The organism is Paenibacillus sp. O199 (assembly GCF_001636635.1).
GTDB classification, from domain to species: Bacteria; Bacillota; Bacilli; order Paenibacillales; family Paenibacillaceae; genus Paenibacillus; species Paenibacillus marchantiae.
In genome coordinates, this window is the sequence record NZ_LGRP01000006.1 from 184,977 (window position 1) to 202,914 (window position 17,938).

Genomic DNA, 17,938 nt, shown 5'->3' on the forward strand with positions numbered 1-17,938 from the left:
TTTCTCAATTGCTAGTCAGTACCTTCTGGAACATTAGTGAACGTATTATTCGCAATGTCAACCTCGCTGCAGGCTATTGCATAGACTGCTTCTTCAACGCCGGATAACTTTCCTGTCTCGCTGGAGGAACATATTTTATTCGACTTGAAAACCAACCCACAAGTGGATTTGGCGCTTAGAATCGGGACATCACTACAAGTTTCGAAACGGTTATTCAGGATAACGACCTGTCGGTGGACCGGAGCGCTCTCATCAACCACCACATTCTCCGGGGATATGAATATCACGGGATGCTCACTGCCGCCACATTCAATAAAATGGTTATCGGAGATCGTCACATCCTCTACCCTTCCGGACTCATACCAGGACTCGGCATCCACCGCAATCAAAATGGCATTCATGGACATGCGTTCAAACGTATTCCCGGTAATCAGCACTTTCCGACGAGTCGTTACGAGGATGCCTCGTGTTGGTACTCGGGCAAAATGATTATTTGTAATTTCCACTTCAGGTGTCCAGGTTACATTCTCAATGACATCATGGCTGCCAATACCGTCCGGTACCGGATGAGCAAGAGTCAGCAAAAGCTCACGAGCACTTAAACGCTCAACCGCAACCACATTGTTGGAGGCGTAGGTCGTCAACGAACCGGAACGGACAAATTCGATTTCATCACCAGGATAAAATGCTGGAAGCCCATACGTCTGGGGATGCATGAATCGAACCTTCACACAATCCACTGCTGGCTGATCTACAATTCGTAAATAGGTACCGTGGACATTGACAGGATCATCATGCGAACCGGAAAAATAGCTGTCCCTTACGGCAACCTTGCCTCTGCAGCTGGAGATGTGCAGAAAATCCGCAAAGCCGGCAACTGTACGTTCCGTTTCGGTGCGGGGCGCCAGGTTCATTCGTGAGAAGGTCAGATTTGTGCTGAACTGTCCAACGACACCGAGTCCGTGCAGAAAATGCAGACTCACGTCTCTCCACGTTATATCCGAGCATTCGGTCATAAAAGCTCCAACTTGATCACGAATGCCATCGCGGTTTTGTAGCACATGACCAGGGACCACATCAGGTTGAAAATCAAAATGCAAACGGATGGTCATGGGCTCAAGCTCTTCCACAGATTGGGCCAATTCCAGCCAATTGTCGATTCGCCAGGTTGTATTCCGCAATGGATCATAGGTTTGCATGGGACCTTCCGCAAAACTCCAGCCTTCACCGAGCCAGGTTAGCTTGTTGTCCCGAATCTGATAACGGGAATCGGGGTGAACCCGCGCATCGAAATAATGCTTTCCGCTTGCGATAATCGTCATCTCCGTCACCGTCGGCTGGTAATAGTCTGTACGCAGGTTGCGAATCTCTACATTGGTGCATTTGTCCAGCAAAAACAGGGTCTGTTTGCCGTGGAAAATAAACAGGGAGCCGTTGCCCTCCAGGGTTACATCGTTCATCCCTTTCAGCAAAATGGCAATGGTCTTGGTTACGTCTGGATTCTCTTCTTCACTCGTCGTATTGGAGATATAATAAGGCGCCCGAATCGCCTCCTCCGGGTAGAAATGATATCTGCCTCTTGCACAGTCCAGCACCACCGGACCAGAAATTTCGGCCGCCGCCTGAATGGCACGAGCCATGGCTGGCTGGGTGTCCAACTCAGAGTCAGGCACAGCGCCATAATCCGTCAAACTTATCGTCGTGAAATTCGTGATATCTTCTTGTTCTGTCACAGAAATGATGATCCCACCCTTCTTGGTATGTAACACATCCATTGCTTCTTCTCTATCATCACATATACTCCATCATCATACTTCGCTTCTGCCTAAATACAAGGAAAATCAGGTGCCGGTACATCATAGGCACCTGATTCCGATATCCCTCTTAATTACTTGCTTGTATCATATGCTTTTTGCAAAATTTCTAGATAACGATCGAGCTTCAGGTTCTGTAAACCTTTCACATAAGCATCCCAGTCCTTATTCAAGTCCTTGTTGCCTGTGATGAATTGCAATTCATTTTGCTCAATGTAGTTTCTGATGTTGGTTTGCAGCAAACTGGCTTCGTCAATTTCGTTTGGATCAATCCAGACGGACCAGATCGGGAACAGCTCTTTCGGCTCATGCCCTTCGTACAACAGCGATGCGTCATATAATCTGCGCTCATAACCATTGGATGCATAAATATCTGTGCCTTGAACGAAGGTATCACGATATTCTTTTGGCATATAGAAGTGAGCCATACCACTCCAGCCCGCATTACGTGGTGCCTCACCCTCAGCCATAGGGATTTGTTTCACTACAGGTTTAACGTCTTTACCCAGTGCCACATCACCTTCCACCGGGTCAGTCCAGTCAATCCCCTTCATACCGCTTGCACCGTTCGTTTGACCTTCTGGTGTGAACATGTAGTCAACCATTTTGATCAGGGCAATTTGCGCTTCTTCACTTGCCTTGTTTGTGATTACAAATTTCGCTCCTGGAGATACACCGCCCGCATCATGCGTCGCATAGGACACACCCTGTGGTCCAGAAATCGGCGCCAGCGGGTTATAGTGCGCCGAGCGAGTATTGCCTTCGTCAATGTTCACGAAAATTGCGGGATGCATAGCTGCACCAGCACCCAAAATTTCAGCGTCAGCATTTTCACCGATTTTCTTGAACGCTTCTGCATTTTGTGTGAATGCGCCAGGGTCAATCAGACCTGCATCAAAGAGGGACTTAATGTAAGTCAATCCTTCTTTCCATTCAGGTGTAATTGCCGCAGATTGAACTTTTCCATTTTCCATTTGCAGGTAGTTTCGGTCATCATCATAGACAAATGCATTCATCAGGAACGGAATAATTCGTACGCCGAACTCCTCTATGGAACCACTCAGAGGTACCTCATCTGCTTTGCCGTTTCCGTTCGGGTCCTGCGTCTTGAAAGCTTGCAGCACGTTTTTGAATTCTTCGGTCGTCTTTGGCATTTCCAGATTCAGCTTTTTCAGCCACTCGGTATTAATCCACATCTTACTCGGGTAGGAGCAGTGGAAACATTCCGTATATGCAACAAGTCCATAGATATTGCCATCAGGTGCTGTATTAAGCGTTTTCAAATTAGGGTTCTTCTCCATAGCTGCTTTGATGTTGGGAGCGTATTGATCAATGAGATCGTTCAAAGGAACGAGCACACCCTGCTTGCCATACTTCAGCAGATCTGCCTGAGAGAATTGGTCTATATAGTGGGTTAGCAGATAGGCATCAGGATAGTCGCCGCTTGCCAGCGAGATTTGCCGCTTTTCCTTGGCTCCATCCGATGGGTTGATCTCCCAATTGAATTTGATATTGAATTTGTCTTCCACAAATGCAGTGAATTTATTGGTCGGAATATCAATGCTAGAGTCCTGAACCGCGAACACGCTGATATTCACCTTGCCGCCCTCTTCCGAGCTCCCCGGTTGTGCTGTAGATGAGCTACCATTGGAACATCCGCTCATGACAACTGTGAATGCCACTACCAGCATCAATAACGTTACCATACTTTTCTTCAAATCTGATCACTCCCTTTTTGTAGTTTACCAGTTGAGACGATGGTACCTTGCGTATGAACTGTCTATATCTTCTTTCTCCATACACCGAATCTAAGGATCAACCTTTAACAGAACCGACCAGCATCCCCTGTACAAAATGACGCTGTACAAATGGATAGATGACAAGTACAGGCAAAGTGGCGACCACAATTAACGAATATTTTAACAGTTCGGTAAGCTGCTGTCTTTCCACCATTTTCGCGACGTCCATGGCACCCGAACCATTATTTTGAATGATGATACTTCGCAAGATGAGTTGCAGCGGGAACAGGTCTGCCGATTTGAGGTAGATCAGGGCATCAAAGTACGCATTCCACTGCCCCACAGCATACATGAGAACCAGCACGGCGATGATCGGCTTCGATAACGGGAGTACAACACTCCAGATAAATCGCATATCACTACAGCCGTCAATTTCACTGGCTTCCAGAAGCTCCCCCGGAATAGAAGATTGAAAGAACGAGCGAGCAATAATGACCTGCCATACCCAGATTGCATTCGGGATCAGTAACGCCCAGCGAGTATCAATCAGATGAAGCTGCTTCACAACCATATAAGTCGGAATCAGCCCACCACTGAAAATCATGGTAAAGGTAATGATCATCATCAGGGTGTTCCTGCCGAAAAAGGTTTTGCGTGACAACGGATAAGCAATCATGATGGTTAACGCTACACTGATCAGGGTACCTGCGACCGTATAGAAAATGGAGTTACCATAGCCGATGAGAATCTCAGGTGTATTAAATAATGCCTTGTAACCGTTGAAGGAAATATCTACGGGCCAGAGCCATACTCGACCGGAAGTTACTGCTGCCGGGCTGCTGATTGAGCTGCTGACGATAAATATCAGTGGGTAAATGACCACCAACGCCACGATACTGAGCAAAATGTAAATTGTAATCAGAAACGTTTTGTCCACAGCGGACTCTTTAATCTTGGTTTGAACGTTTGCAGCCATAGGTGAACTCCTTTCCTACCAAATGCTATTCTTAGTAACTCTCTTCGCCAAACCATTTACCGTAACCAGTAAGACCAGATTGATCAGTGAGTTGAACAGCCCCACCGCAGTTGCAAAGCTATAGTTGGCATTCAACAGGCCGACTCGGTAGACATAAGTTGCAATGATTTCAGAATTAGCCAGATTGAGCGGATTCTGTAACAAATAGACTTTCTCAAAGCCAATCGCCATGACATTTCCGACATTCAGGATCAAAATAATGACAATGGTTGGCACCAACCCTGGCAGATCCACGTGACGGATTTTTTGAAAACGCGAGGCCCCATCGACTTTAGCCGCTTCGTACAATGTGGGATCGATTCCGGCAAGTGCTGCCAAATAAATAACCGCACTGTAGCCCGCAGTCTGCCAAATGTCGGACCAGACATAGATCGAACGGAACATGCCCGGCTCACCCAGAAAATTCACGGAATCCAGCCCAAAGAAGTTCATGGCGATGTTCACAAATCCAAGCCGTGGTGCCAGGAACAGCATAATCATGGACACCATCACGACTGTTGAGATGAAATAGGGTGCAAAGGATACGAGTTGGACGAATTTCTTGAACTTTGCTCCGCGTACCTCATTAATCATGAGTGCGAGCACAATCGGAATTGGAAATCCGGCCAACACTAAATAACCGCTAAGTAAAATGGTGTTCTTCACCAGGGTCCAAAATAATGGGTTCTCAAAGAACAGACGAAAGTTTTGAAAACCAACCCAATCACTTCCCCATATCCCCTTGATGACGTTATAGTCCTTAAAGGCAAGAACCGCATTGATCATCGGATAATACTTGAAGATGAGAAAAAATAGCAAGGGCGGAATCACCAGTAGGTGTAACTGCCAGTGCTTCATCATTCTTTTGCGGGCATTGGTCAGAAAACCAGGTGCCTTCGGCTGTGTTGATGTCTTGTGATTTAATACGATTTCCTTCTCCAGAACAATCCCCCCTTACTAGCTGTCTGCGATGCGTAAATTATGATAGCGCTTTCTTAATTCTGATCATAGTCGATTTTGATGTCCTATAAACAGGTACACCTGCGCCGTTACACGTACAGTTATCCTGTTTTTGGGGGCACACATCCGCAGTACGACAGCCATTTTTCCATTACGGAGGCGCATTCGCAAAAAAAGACCGCATTGTCCGGAACACGGACAACACAGTCTATGGGTCTTCCTTTCATTTAATCGTCAACCGATTGTCTATACACACTAGGCGAAACGCCATTCAATCGTTTGAAGGCCCTCCTAAAGGAGTGAGAACTATTGTAACCTACCCGTGACGCAATCTCGTCAACAGTATAATTGCTCTCTTTCAACAAAATCACAGCCTGATCCATTCGGACTTTGATCAGGTGATCGGAGAAATTAACCCCCGTAAACTCTTTGAACAATTGAGAAATGTATTTCTCAGGCCGCTCCACATGCTCTGCCACCCGATACAGAGTCAGCTCTGTATCTGAATACATTTTCGCAGTATATTCCTTAATCTGTTTGATGATTTGAATATGAGCATCCTTCTTCTTGTTTGCAATAACGGAGCAGAGCTCTTCCATGATCTCATAAAACTCAGCTTTGATCGTTTCGAGCGGCTCCGAGGAACCAATATCAATGACCCGCCGTTTCACATTCTCGATGGAGGCATATTCCGTAAACGCCTTTTGATCCAGCAACTTGAGAAAAGTCCCCTTCATTTCTCCAACAAGTTGATGCTTCATTTCCATGGACAGTTCCCGCTGCTCCATGTTCTGCACAATGATTGCATCGACAATCCGTTTGGCCTCTTCAAGTTCTCCTGCACGAATGGTGCCAATCAGTCGCTGCTCCGAATCCAGCGGGTAATAATACGTTGTATTTTCGGTTTGGGCTTCGTTGTTCCACATCATACCTTTTTTGTTCATGTAGACTGCATACTCCAGCGCCTGATTGGCCTGATCAAAGGAAAGGCTGACCTCTGTCAACGATGTGAAGAGATTTCCGAATCCCGACTGGATGGTGATCCTGTATTCATTGAACACATACTGTGCCAGATTCTCCATGATATGCGTGATATCTTCCTTTTCACGATCCAATTCGGAGTCGGTTTCCTTGGAAAAGAACAGGATGACCACTTTATCCGAACCCATATCGGTCATCAGGACATCCACGTCCAGTTCAGCCAAAGCCTGCTTCAACAGTAATCGGGAGGCATTCAGTTCATTCAGGATCTCGACGCTGTCCATACTGGCATAACCCTTAATCTGGACAATTCCAGCATATCCCGTGCCTTGATACAAATTAATATCTGCCTGTTCGGCAGCGGAAAGAATCTCATCCCGCGATTTGAATTCGCCGGAGATCAGCCGCTTCAGGAAGGCATCCCTGACCAGTGGGAGCTGGCGATTTAATTCGGATTCAAGCAGCTTGTTCTTAGTAAGCATAGCAGCGATATTTCCACTCAAAAAGTCAAATTCATTTTTGGGAGCCGATTCATCCTTCCCAAACTGCTCTTTCATTACACTTAACAGTCGATTGATTGGAACGCTGTTGCGATAAGCCAGCACAAGTCCAACAATCAGTCCGATGAGCAGTGTGCCGCCCGTAATCAGCATCGTCATCCCCTTGATCCTGTTTGCATTCTCCATCAGGACATGACGGGGAATACCCGCCTGGTATACCCATCCGTTCTTATCAGATCTTGTAGTGATCACGAGATCATCCCCATAGAACTGGCTGACTCTGCTTGGGTCAAAATGAGAGTCCGAGGCCATTTTCACCATCTCGGGCTCAGAGCTCCCTTGCAGCGCAATGGTATTGCCCTCCGCATCGCTGATATGAACCCAGCCACCGTATCGGTCATTCAGGCTGGACAACAGACTAAGAATCATTTTCTCGTCAATGATTACAACGGCGACAGCCGGTGAAGAATCATTGAAGCTGTCCAGAGGCAATGACTGCATATATGTGATTACCGAAGTCTGCTTCCCCCTACTAACATAGGAACTAAGCGGTTTAATCTCACTCCGGTGGGTCTTCCCCAACACGTCCTTCATCCATTCTTCCAACGAAAGATCGTTATAACGAAAATCAGTATAATAGTGATTCGGTCTGTAAGAAGAGCCCGGGGTCAAAATTAGATTGTAATTCGCAAGATAAATATAATAATTTTGCAGAAAATCATTGGTCTGTCCAAAGGTCAACACATTCTCCATCGTTCTCCATATTCCATATACGTTGGTTTCGTTGTCCCTTTCATTCATCAGAACGTTCAGTTCCTGATTAACTGCAAGCTGTCGGGTGAAGCCCTCCACTTCCGCCATGCGGCCCTCCAATATTTCCTGGCTTTTCTGGAGTTGGGTAACACTATTCTCAATGGAAATGGACTGTGTTACGGAGATGGAAGTTAGATAAGACATATAACCGCCAATGCTGGGTATAACCAAAATGATCACGTAGGAAATTAAAAATTTACGAAAAACATTGGAATATTTAATGGGTAACCCTCCTCCCCCTCCTTGAGGTATTGGTAGCGTTATCAAAGATAATAATATTTTCCGGGTTAGTCAATTGTTTTATCTCATTCTTCAATCGTGTTTCATTCGGGAATGAATAAAAGGCAACGATAAAAAGACGATTATCATTGCTTTTTTTAGCATTTCCGAAGTTCTTTGGTTTGAGATGATAACTCCTTATCATTCAGAAAAAAGGGGCCGAGATGGCCCCCCAATCCTAGTTTACATCATTTCTTCTTTGGTTCTTCCACCTCTGATCGGGCTTTTACAACCTGATCGACGGATGCTGCTTCAACATCGCCAAAGGCCCAGTGTGTGGAAGGAACATCCTTCCACTGTGGCTGCGAAACGTTCGTGAGCGGTGCTCTGCCCAAAGCTCTGTTGATTGCTACAACGGCTTCCGCTCTTGTCAATAAAGCATTCGGTCGAAAAGTTCCATCTTTATAGCCTTTCAGAATGCCTGCGCTTTGCGCTTTCAAAATGGCTTCCTTGGCCCAGTGGCTGCTGATATCAGAAAATCCATCGCCTGAATTCTCGGAATCCGGACCGAGAAGGGCTACGAGAGTGGCCATCTCCGCACGAGTCAATGACTGATTTGGCTTAAACGTCCCATCCTTATAACCACTCATCAGCCCTATCTTGCTTACCTTAGCAATGGCGTCGGCTCCCCAATATTCAGATTTAACGTCACTGAATGCAATAGCAGATCCTGTGCCTTCTTTCTCAGATACCATTGCGAGTATGGTTGCCATTTCTGCACGGGTGAGCTTGTTATCCGGCTTGAACAACCCGCCCGGATAACCTTGAATATACTTCTTATACGGAATATCCTGACCACCCTCTGTTCCTGTTGTCCCGTCTGTATTTCCAGATTCAGGAGCTGGCGCAGGCACAGAAGTGTCTGAAGGCTGGACGACAGGAGTCGATGGTCCACTTGGATTGGATGGACCACCTGGATTCGACGGATTCGTTGGTTCACCGTTTCCAGTAGGGACAATAAACTTCAGTTGATCGGCCAGCATGAGCTCACCGGATTTCTTCACAGCTTTGAGTGTATGCTGGCCTTTTGCCAGTCCTGAAATGCTGTAAATCTCCTGCTGAATCTGCCGGCTTGGACTGTAGGCGTTCACGGTCTGCACCAGCTGTCCGTCTACATAAATGTCCACTTCGCCCTGTTCTGGTCCAGTCGGTGTAATCATACTTATTCCAGTGCCCTTGAAGGTGTATTCGAAAGAATCCCCGTCCACCACCGTGGAATGCACATCATTGAGATAATCACCGCCGAAGGCAAAGCTGAGGTTCAGCATCCCCACTGACTGCGCAGCAAGATACGATTTTTTCAGTGTAACTCGGTTCCCTGCAACTGTATAATCGGACCCCGGAACCAGATCAAGTGATCCGTTAGTAATACCACTGAAGCTTTCCACCTGTTGCAGCAGCGTCACATCAATGTCCGTCTGAGCGGAAGCTGACTTGTCGAAATCCGCGGTTACCGGATTAATTAGATTCGGAAGCTCAACTTTGAGCATATCGAGCAGCATGTACTCCCCCGATTTCTTCACTGCCTTGAGCGTGTGCTGCCCATCCGGCAGCCCCGATATGCTGTACAGGTTCTGCTGTGCCAGCCGACCGTTACGATGGGCGCTGACTGTTTCCTTGAATTGGTCGTCAACATAGATATCCATGTCTCCCTGTGACTGGTCAACCTCCGTAAATAACTGGATCCCCGTTCCCTTGAAGGTGTATTCAAAAGAATCATCGTTTTTTTCGGTATACTGCACATCGTCCTTATAGTCACCCAAACCTCGGCCAGTGCTTCGTGACCAGGAGCCGTTGTACTTGATTGCCGGATCGTCGTTATTGATCATTATAAATCGAATGCCCGTAGTATCGCTGATCCTTATTGCCAAAGACTGGGGATCACCCGCGCTAAAGATTACGTTTAGACTCGTTGTCCCTATAGGCAGCTGCGTGAGGTACTGCTTCCTGATAGTCAGCTTGTCATTGACCACCGTGTAGTCGTCATCACTGAGCAGCACCCCGTCATTTTCAACGCCGGTCAGCATATTGCCGTTCAAGGACAGCCTCACGGTGACATCCTTCTGTTGTTCCGTCTCCTTTTCAAAGTTTGCAGAGGTCGGACTAATGGTGCTGTTCTGCCCTCCAGGAGGAATTTCCATGGTTACTCTAAGCGCATCCAGCAACATATACTGGCCCGAGCCCTTGACCACCTTCAAGGTATGTGGGCCGTTGTCCAAATCAAGTTTGCTGTACAAAACCTGCTGGACTTCCCTTTCTCCACTGGTATAGGCGTTTACAGTTTCAGGTGCTCCATTATCGAGGGTGACAATCATGTCTCCTTGGTCTTTATCCTTCTCCGTCAGCAGTTCAATGCCTGTGCCCGTGAAACTATACTCAAAATAATCGCCGTCTTTTTCAGTAAAATGCACATCGCCATTGTAATCACCGTAACTTCTGCCGGTATTGGAGTTCCATGAGCCCGTGTATTTAATACTGCTGTCATCATCATTAATGTAGACCTCATTGGTAACAGTGGCATCTTCCACGGAGATTGAATTTGCAGCATTGTCAGCTTCAGCGTCCAAGGCACCCCCTTGACTGCTATTCGCTGGACCAGTGCCAGAGGAATCCGTAATCGCTATGCTCAGATCCTGTCTCCCATCTGTCTGCTCCTTGCCCCCGTTGCGCTGCCAATCCCCGATATAGAGCATGCCTGTATCATCGTCATTGACGGCTGATGTGCCGTTCAGTGCGGTTACTTTAAGCATCCGGGAAGCATGGGGTTCTAGCACGCCGCCACTGAATTCATGATTAAAATTCCCCAGCTCGGAATGGCTCCAGAGATCACGGACAGAAGCCGGACCGTTGAGGCCAAGATCGCTCCATTTGACTTTAACCTCCGCACTCTGGTCGCCCAAATTGAACAAGGCTACACTGTAAGTACCATCTCCGTTATTGGCATACCAAACCTGCTGCTTGGTCTCCATGGAAACCGGATGGCCTGGACGTCCGGCCTGATTGACGGCAATGACTTCGTCATTCGTAAGCAATTCCAATCCATAGCTGTCCAGCCTTGTTAAATCATCACCTGTATAAAGCGGTGCTGAAGAGATAGACCAGAAGGTCGTGGCCGTTTGCCGCTCAACCTTGGTCAGACCATCCATCGAGCCATTCCCGACATTCAGTGAATCGAAGTCGTTCCAGCCTCCGGGACCTGCATCCCGCCACCAGAGGGCAGCGATGGGGAACAAGCGGGAAATACTCGACCATTCGGTCAATCCCTTACTGCTGTCGTAAGCTTCAACGTCCCAGTCGATCCTCCAGCCGTTTGCATACTTTTTCCAGAAGTCCACGTAATTGTGATCAAGCGCCCAGGAAAGCTCAAACCAGATGTTATTTCTGTCCAGGGCTTTGGACCATGCCTCCACATCACCACGTGCATCCCGGCTAAGATTATTGATTCCCGATCCTGGCGTCACACTGTCGAATTTGACAAAGTTGATACCCCACTCGCCAAGAAGATCCGCGATGGAGTCAATGTACTTCTGTGAGCAAGGGTTCGAAAAATCAATTTTGTACGTGTACGAATCCCAAGCATCCATAACAACGAGCGGTTTTACTGCAATATCTTGCATACGACATGCCCCGCCCGACCCATAAACCTCAAGATTTTTATCATAGGCGGTGATTGATAATCCCGGAATCAGATAGATTCCGATCTTCTGTCCGTTATTATGGACGTAATCAATGACCTCCTGAAATCCATTTGGATAAAGAACAGTACTCGGAATAGGACGGCCGTATTCATCTTCGTCACCGTTCCAGCCAGCATCAATATTAATGTATTCATATCCATGGGCTTGCAGCTTCTCACGCATGGCGTCCGATTGCTTCTTTATACTCTCGGCCGATGTCCAGTTACCCGGCCCGTCATATACCTGCATGCTGTAACTGCTCCAACCCATATACGGCTTTTGGGCCAGACTCTTATCTGCTGCTTGTGCCACATTACCTGTCGTTCCCATAATCCCGAACTGCACCGCCGCAATCATAAATACCATGAAACACATTGCCATCCTTTTTCCGATTCGTTTCAAATTATCCCTACCCCCTCTGAATTTGGTCATTCAAATTCCTGTTGATAGCGCTTCCACACGAGAAGAGAATAGTGGATGAGGCATTCCCAAGATAGGTACAATTCGGTATTTTACGTACAATTAACCTGAAATATAGGGGCAAACCGTCGCAGAACAAACATATTTCCATTAATGGATAAATAAACAAAGGGAAACTTCATTTTTGCTCAAGCCGAGGGAATGGGTTGAAAAGAATCAGGAAAAGCAAAGATCAAAATCTGTAAACAAATAAAAAAGGTTCCTAGAGTGGCAGCAATGCCATTCTAGGAACCTTTTTCGTGTTACATATGATGCGGTCGAGAGGACTCGAACCTCCACGGGGGTTAGCCCACACGGACCTGAACCGTGCGCGTCTGCCAATTCCGCCACGACCGCGTATGTCTTATCTCCGAGAAATTATATCGCGGCGACAAGAGATAATATATCATGTGCAGGTAATTAGTGTCAACAAAAAAAATATAATTTCGCCTTCAATGATAAAGCTTTTTATAAATCATATCTTTGAAGGCCAGTTGCCATACCAGGCATACCCACCTCTTCTTTCCTTATCGATATCGCTGAGTTTGTATTTCACAACCCCATCACGTCCTACGAAGATCGGTTTATCCGTTCCAATTTCGTAAAAACGTGCCCATATTGGCGCTGCACCTGAATCAGCTACGAGTTTGCTATCTCCGTTTTCTCTGACATACTTGTATCCTGTAATTTTCACGTTGTTGAACCAGGCTTCTGCCGCTTGAATGGAAGCCTTAATTTTCGAGTTCGACGGTCTTGTTTTCAAAAACTTTACAATCGTACTGCTCTCTCCAGCACTTAGAGAAGGCACTTCATAAATCCTTGCTCCTGCAGGTTTTAGGGAGCTGGAATCATGCTGCTGTCCCCATGCAGTCAGTTTACCATTTGCTACAACCTGTGTATTGAGAATAGCATCTACACCTTTGGCAACTGATTTTTTACTGCGATCCGCAAGAGAGCTGTCGATGAATGAGAAATCACCTTTACGTGCACCTACTTCATCCAGCATGTACATGACATTAATCATGGCATCGTCGTTGAAGGTAATGTGTTTGTGATAGCCTGAGCTCTGGTATACTTGTGGCCATCCTCCATTGGAGTACTGCATATTTAACAAAAAGTTGATTCCTTTGATGGCAGTAGCCGAATATCGCGGATCATTTGTCTTTTTAAATTCCTTGGCTAATCTTCTAATTTCTGAGTATGTAGCTTTATTATCAATCGTAGATTTGGCCCACTCACCACTTGTTTCTTTGTAATCCTTCTTCCATCCCCCGTCAGGACGTTGATTCTTCAAAATATCTGAGATACTTGCTGTCGTTCCAGATGCGTCTGCAGCAGATACCTTAGCAGCAGGCTGAAATACCATTCCGACAACAGAGAAAATCATTGTACATGCCATTACCAAAGATGCAAACCTTGCTTGTGCCTTCAACATCGTTTAGAACACTCCCCAATTCATTTTCTGCAAACTGTTTTCCTTGAGCGTCTCCCCTCCTTATATTTGTTTTTAAACTCAAACTATTTCTTTTCATCCAATAAGTGGATTAGATAAAAAGAATTCTATGCAAAACAATGAATTTTGTCAATAATTGCAACAATATGTAACAAATTCTTTATCTTAACCTTTAGGTATCGTCTAATCGAAATGTGAGAAAGCCAATAAATTATCCAATTTTTCTCCATTTGAAACAGTAGTTACTTTTTTGTCATCTATTAAAACCCAATATTCGAGTTATTTCTACATAAATAGCGATAATTCCGTTAACATTGAGATGATAAGAAGTGTTCAAAATCGGTTTGACATTTTCGCATTTATGCAATATAGTTTCAAAAGGTTACAAAAACTTAATTATTCATTTGCCGAGTTTCATGTTTGAAAACGGGGGAACCATTTTGGGTGAATTATTCTTATACATAGGAAATATAGGGAACCTTCTACCGAACCCTTAGCTAACTCCGTAGGCATCGAAGGGAGAACAAAAATTTTGAAAAAGCTTATCATCTCCATTTTTGGAGCAGCAGTTCTATTTACATCCGGTGCAGCAAGCACAGAGGCAAGCAGTATCAACAGCGTCGTTAACAACATGACAGGCATACCTTACAAATGGGGCGGCACAACAATGGCCGGATTTGATTGCTCTGGATTTATGAGATATATTTTCAACAAATATAGCATTGAATTACCACGCACTTCCCAGCAACAAGCCAAGGCCGGAACTCCGGTATCCAAAGCTAATCTGCGTACTGGTGACATGGTATTCTTTAATACGATGGGCAATGGCATTTCACATACAGGTGTATATATCGGGGGCGGACAGTTCGCTCATGCTTCAAGCAGCAAGGGTGTCAGCATCACACAATTATCCAATCCTTACTTCAATGATCGTTACGTAACAGCACGCCGGGTAACAGGACAATTTATGTATAACAAAATGCTGGGCAAAATATAAGTTTGATTTGATATAGCGCAAAGAGGAGGCTCCGGGTGAATCCGGGACCTCCTCTTTGTTTGGGGCTTTTGTTTACAAATTCGGTGTGCTGTAGACTTCTATACTTAATGTAAAGCCTTCTGTACTCTCATTGCACCCTGAGACAGCGCATGGCCTCCGCCTACCGCTCCAGCCACAGCAACCGTCTCCATAATCTCCTGATCGGTCGCTCCTTTGGCACGTGCCTCTTCCACATGGTAAAACGTACATACCTCATTGTTCGCAAACAGTCCAATACCCAGCGCAATCAGCTGTTTGGTCTTGGCATCAATCGCCCCTGCCTGAAAGCATTCTCCAGTGAACTCATGATAAGACTTCACCACTGCTGGTAGCACATCGCTTAATTCACCAATCTGATCTTTATAGGCATGAACCTTATCATTCATCAGTGTCATGGTTACCGCACATCCTCTCGGCTGATATGTTACAAGCTCTCACTGTACCTATCTTCTCTCCCGAGAGGTGTAATTATGCCAAAACATCCATGGTAAATGAACCTAAATAGGCATGTCCTATTCTTCGAGCAGGCTCTCGCGTGGTTCGCTGAACAATTGATATCGGTAATTCCGATCAAGCTTGACCACACGACGATTCTGACGGCGAATGAGTACCTGCTCCCCGTCCCAAGCCACTACAATACCTGTCACATCATTGGACTGAATCTCGTCCCGTACTACCCTTACTTTTTCACCCGATAAACGCAGTGCATCCAATTGTGCATCACTGATCATATTTATGGCGCCTACTTTCCCAAAAAAATTATTTACAAAAAGAGACCTAAATGAAAAGTCATTTAGGTCTCACGTGACTGTATTGGACTGTCATGTCATTCGAAAGTATGTCCCGACTGAAAGTTACCGCTGCGCGTGCTCTTTGCTGTCGTTCTTCTCAAACCAAAAATCAAGCACTTTGGCGGACATCACACGTTCTTCAAGGTACTCCACTTGATGCGGTGTAAATTGTTCTTTCCAAGAGAAGGACAACTCTTCGCACAAGCCTACAATCGTCAGCAATTCTGACCAGGCAACGTAGCGTTTGTACCAGAAAAATTGAGGATGTTCAATCATATAGGGATAAAGGTCATCGAATTCCGTATGTTTACAATCCAGGGCACGCTCAAAATGTACTTTCGATTCCGCCAGCTTATCAATAAAAAATTGTTCTGTTGCCGGTTGGTTACCCATGGTGTTGCCTCCTCTCCCTAACATAACCCCATTATAAATGAAATCAGCGGTCATGCAAAGGCATTGTTATAAAAATAGGCACTTTTTCCTTTAAAAAGTCACAATTCGTTATCGTCAAATTGCACGGTGCCATCGTTCAGTGAACGAATGCGCACCAACGCTTCAACCGGGATGCCCTGCTCACGAATAGTGCGCGCTCCGGCCTGAAAACATTTTTCGACCACGACACCGAATCCAACCAGTTCCGCTCCCGAACGTTCGATAATTTTGATGACACCACGAGCGGCATCGCCATTCGCAATGATATCGTCAATAAACAAAATACGGTCATTCTCATGAATATATTCGCGGGACACCATAATATCTGTTACGATCCCTTTGGTAAAAGAAGGTACTCTTTCACAGTAGGCGTCGGGGTCAGCCAAAAGTGTTTTTTTGCGACGGGCAAATACCAGCGGAACACCCAGTTCATGTGCGGCAGCAAAGGCGACCGGAATCCCGGAAGACTCCACTGTAATGACCCGAGTTACACCACTTTCACGAAAACGAGCGGCAAATTCACGTCCCATTTCCATCGTCAATGCAGGATCAATCTGGTGATTCAGCAGACCATCCAGCTTCAGCACCTGATCTGACATGACTACACCTTCTTGTAAAATTCGTTGTTTCAATACTTCCATAATTTGACCTCCCAAGCCTATCCTATGACGTAAAAGTATCATAGATCCGGCTATCAGTTCAAGCGAAATTGCCTTTGCTCTTGTCCAGAGCATAGAAATGACCCTATGTCACACTTCAATTGTCATGACTTTGATGGGTCAAGCATACCTTGTACCATGGCACCCGCATGTCCAAACTATTCAGGGGCCTGAGAGGGGAAACGCATGAAACAGGCATTTCGGGTGCTGCAGATCGCATTTACATACATTGGAACGGTAGTAGGAGCCGGCTTTGCAACAGGACAGGAGATATTGCAGTTTTTTACCCAGTATGGCAAATGGGCCACCATTACCATTGGCTTATCGACCATGCTCTTTGTCTGGTTAGGTACAAAAATGATGCTGATTGCCCATGATACCGGCTCGCGCTCATACGAAGATCTCAACAAGCATCTATTCGGTCATAAAGCAGGAAACTGGATTACCTGGGTTACCCTTCTTATTCTCATCGGAGTAAACAGTGTCATGCTGGCTGGAGCAGGGTCGGTCTTTGTTGAGCATCTGGGGCTTCATTACCAGACCGGACTGATTGTTACCCTTATCGGTACATATCTGCTGCTTGGAAGGGGCATTCAGGCTATTCTGCAAATGAACAGTATCGTAGTGCCAATGATGCTCCTGCTCTCTCTGCTTATGATCACCAGCACCATACATCATCCCGGCGCGAACCGATTTATTACATTAACCACGGACAGCAATCCAATCCAGGTCTGGTTATCTCCTCTGTTGTATACTTCATTCAACCTGGCACTTGCCCAAGCTGTACTTGTTCCGGTGGGGAATCAGATTCGCAGCCGAAAGGTACTGAAATGGGGCGGCGTTCTGGGAGGGATTGGTGTAGGATTCATGCTTATGGCAGCCCACTTCGCCATGTCAGCCCAGATGCCTGGCATCACGCAATTTGAAATTCCAATGGGCAGCATTGCCTTTCAACTTGGATGGGTAGTCCAGTCTATCTATGTATCCCTGATTTTTATGGAAATCTTCAGTACATTTGTAGCCGATATTTATGGAATGACCCTCCAACTCAGACAGCATGTCCACGTACATCCCAAACTAATCATACTGGCCATCATGCTGCTATGTTATTCGCTTAGCCAGTTTGGGTTCAGCTCCCTGCTCTCTATCCTTTACCCCATTTTCGGCAGTTTGGCACTGGTCTGGGGTGCAAAATTAGTAATGGATCGATGGGGAAGCTTTCGAGGTCGTAACAAACACCTATAACAACGTATTTTTGTTGCGAAGCATCATTTCCCTAAACATAAAAAAAGCCGCTGGCACACAGCGGCTTCCTTCTTTTCCCTTTCCA

13 protein-coding genes, 1 tRNA gene and 1 riboswitch are annotated in these 17,938 nt (G+C 46.0%); of the genes, 2 read left to right on the forward strand and 12 right to left on the reverse strand.

Annotated elements, in window-relative coordinates:
* Positions 1-11: 11 nt before the first annotated feature.
* From A6049_RS11470 to pelA, 8 genes are all read right to left on the reverse strand, one after another.
* Positions 12-1,775, reverse strand: coding sequence for a right-handed parallel beta-helix repeat-containing protein (locus A6049_RS11470; protein ID WP_095206057.1), 1,764 nt, complete (start codon positions 1,773-1,775; stop codon positions 12-14).
* Positions 1,776-1,888: 113 nt separating this feature from the next.
* Complete coding sequence (locus A6049_RS11475) at positions 1,889-3,532, reverse strand: extracellular solute-binding protein (protein WP_063564772.1); 1,644 nt, start codon at positions 3,530-3,532, stop codon at positions 1,889-1,891.
* Between the two features lie 97 nt (positions 3,533-3,629).
* Positions 3,630-4,529, reverse strand: coding sequence for a carbohydrate ABC transporter permease (locus A6049_RS11480; RefSeq protein WP_063564773.1), 900 nt, complete (start codon positions 4,527-4,529; stop codon positions 3,630-3,632).
* Positions 4,530-4,544: 15 nt separating this feature from the next.
* Entirely contained in the window at positions 4,545-5,399 is an 855-nt protein-coding gene (locus A6049_RS11485) for an ABC transporter permease (protein ID WP_024629272.1), read from the reverse strand.
* 356 nt (positions 5,400-5,755) lie between these two features.
* A complete protein-coding gene (locus A6049_RS11490) occupies positions 5,756-7,870 on the reverse strand; it encodes a helix-turn-helix domain-containing protein (protein WP_240321374.1) in 2,115 nt (704 codons plus the stop codon).
* Positions 7,871-8,289: 419 nt separating this feature from the next.
* Positions 8,290-12,180 carry a X2-like carbohydrate binding domain-containing protein gene (locus A6049_RS11495; RefSeq protein WP_063564774.1) on the reverse strand — a complete coding sequence of 1,297 codons (3,891 nt, stop codon included), beginning with the start codon at positions 12,178-12,180 and terminating at the stop codon, positions 8,290-8,292.
* A 330-nt stretch (positions 12,181-12,510) separates the two neighbouring features.
* A tRNA-Leu gene (locus A6049_RS11500) sits at positions 12,511-12,594 on the reverse strand.
* Positions 12,595-12,712: 118 nt separating this feature from the next.
* Positions 12,713-13,672, reverse strand: coding sequence for a pectate lyase (pelA, locus tag A6049_RS11505; RefSeq protein ID WP_063564775.1), 960 nt, complete (start codon positions 13,670-13,672; stop codon positions 12,713-12,715).
* Between the two features lie 413 nt (positions 13,673-14,085).
* A riboswitch (cyclic di-AMP (ydaO/yuaA leader) is annotated at positions 14,086-14,217 on the forward strand.
* Positions 14,218-14,222: 5 nt separating this feature from the next.
* On the opposite strand from pelA, the gene A6049_RS11510 reads away from it, so the two are divergent.
* Entirely contained in the window at positions 14,223-14,687 is a 465-nt protein-coding gene (locus tag A6049_RS11510; protein WP_063564776.1) for a C40 family peptidase, read from the forward strand.
* Between the two features lie 104 nt (positions 14,688-14,791).
* On the opposite strand, the gene A6049_RS11515 is transcribed toward A6049_RS11510, so the two are convergent.
* From A6049_RS11515 to A6049_RS11530, 4 genes are all read right to left on the reverse strand, one after another.
* On the reverse strand, positions 14,792-15,121 hold the full coding sequence (locus tag A6049_RS11515; protein WP_062322073.1) for a carboxymuconolactone decarboxylase family protein: 330 nt from the start codon (positions 15,119-15,121) through the stop codon (positions 14,792-14,794).
* 117 nt (positions 15,122-15,238) lie between these two features.
* Entirely contained in the window at positions 15,239-15,457 is a 219-nt protein-coding gene (locus tag A6049_RS11520; RefSeq protein ID WP_063564777.1) for a hypothetical protein, read from the reverse strand.
* Positions 15,458-15,580: 123 nt separating this feature from the next.
* Positions 15,581-15,910, reverse strand: coding sequence for a hypothetical protein (locus A6049_RS11525; protein WP_024629266.1), 330 nt, complete (start codon positions 15,908-15,910; stop codon positions 15,581-15,583).
* A gap of 98 nt (positions 15,911-16,008) precedes the next feature.
* Positions 16,009-16,590, reverse strand: a complete 582-nt coding sequence (locus A6049_RS11530; RefSeq protein WP_063564778.1) for a xanthine phosphoribosyltransferase — start codon at positions 16,588-16,590, stop codon at positions 16,009-16,011.
* 204 nt (positions 16,591-16,794) lie between these two features.
* On the opposite strand from A6049_RS11530, the gene A6049_RS11535 reads away from it, so the two are divergent.
* Positions 16,795-17,853 (forward strand): YkvI family membrane protein, encoded by a 1,059-nt coding sequence (locus A6049_RS11535; RefSeq protein WP_063564779.1) that lies wholly within the window; start codon positions 16,795-16,797, stop codon positions 17,851-17,853.
* Positions 17,854-17,938: the final 85 nt, after the last annotated feature.

What these genes read in the sequence shown, in the direction of transcription:
- A6049_RS11470 (WP_095206057.1), bottom strand. Translation starts at nt 1,775, where the DNA reads ATGGATGTGTTACATACCAAGAAGGGTGGGATCATCATTTCTGTGACA.
- A6049_RS11480 (WP_063564773.1), bottom strand. Translation starts at nt 4,529, where the DNA reads ATGGCTGCAAACGTTCAAACCAAGATTAAAGAGTCCGCTGTGGACAAA.
- A6049_RS11490 (WP_240321374.1), bottom strand. Translation starts at nt 7,870, where the DNA reads ATGGCGGAAGTGGAGGGCTTCACCCGACAGCTTGCAGTTAATCAGGAA.
- pelA (WP_063564775.1), bottom strand. Translation starts at nt 13,672, where the DNA reads ATGTTGAAGGCACAAGCAAGGTTTGCATCTTTGGTAATGGCATGTACA.
- A6049_RS11515 (WP_062322073.1), bottom strand. Translation starts at nt 15,121, where the DNA reads ATGACACTGATGAATGATAAGGTTCATGCCTATAAAGATCAGATTGGT.
- A6049_RS11520 (WP_063564777.1), bottom strand. Translation starts at nt 15,457, where the DNA reads ATGATCAGTGATGCACAATTGGATGCACTGCGTTTATCGGGTGAAAAA.
- A6049_RS11525 (WP_024629266.1), bottom strand. Translation starts at nt 15,910, where the DNA reads ATGGGTAACCAACCGGCAACAGAACAATTTTTTATTGATAAGCTGGCG.
- A6049_RS11530 (WP_063564778.1), bottom strand. Translation starts at nt 16,590, where the DNA reads ATGGAAGTATTGAAACAACGAATTTTACAAGAAGGTGTAGTCATGTCA.
- A6049_RS11535 (WP_063564779.1), top strand. Translation starts at nt 16,795, where the DNA reads ATGAAACAGGCATTTCGGGTGCTGCAGATCGCATTTACATACATTGGA.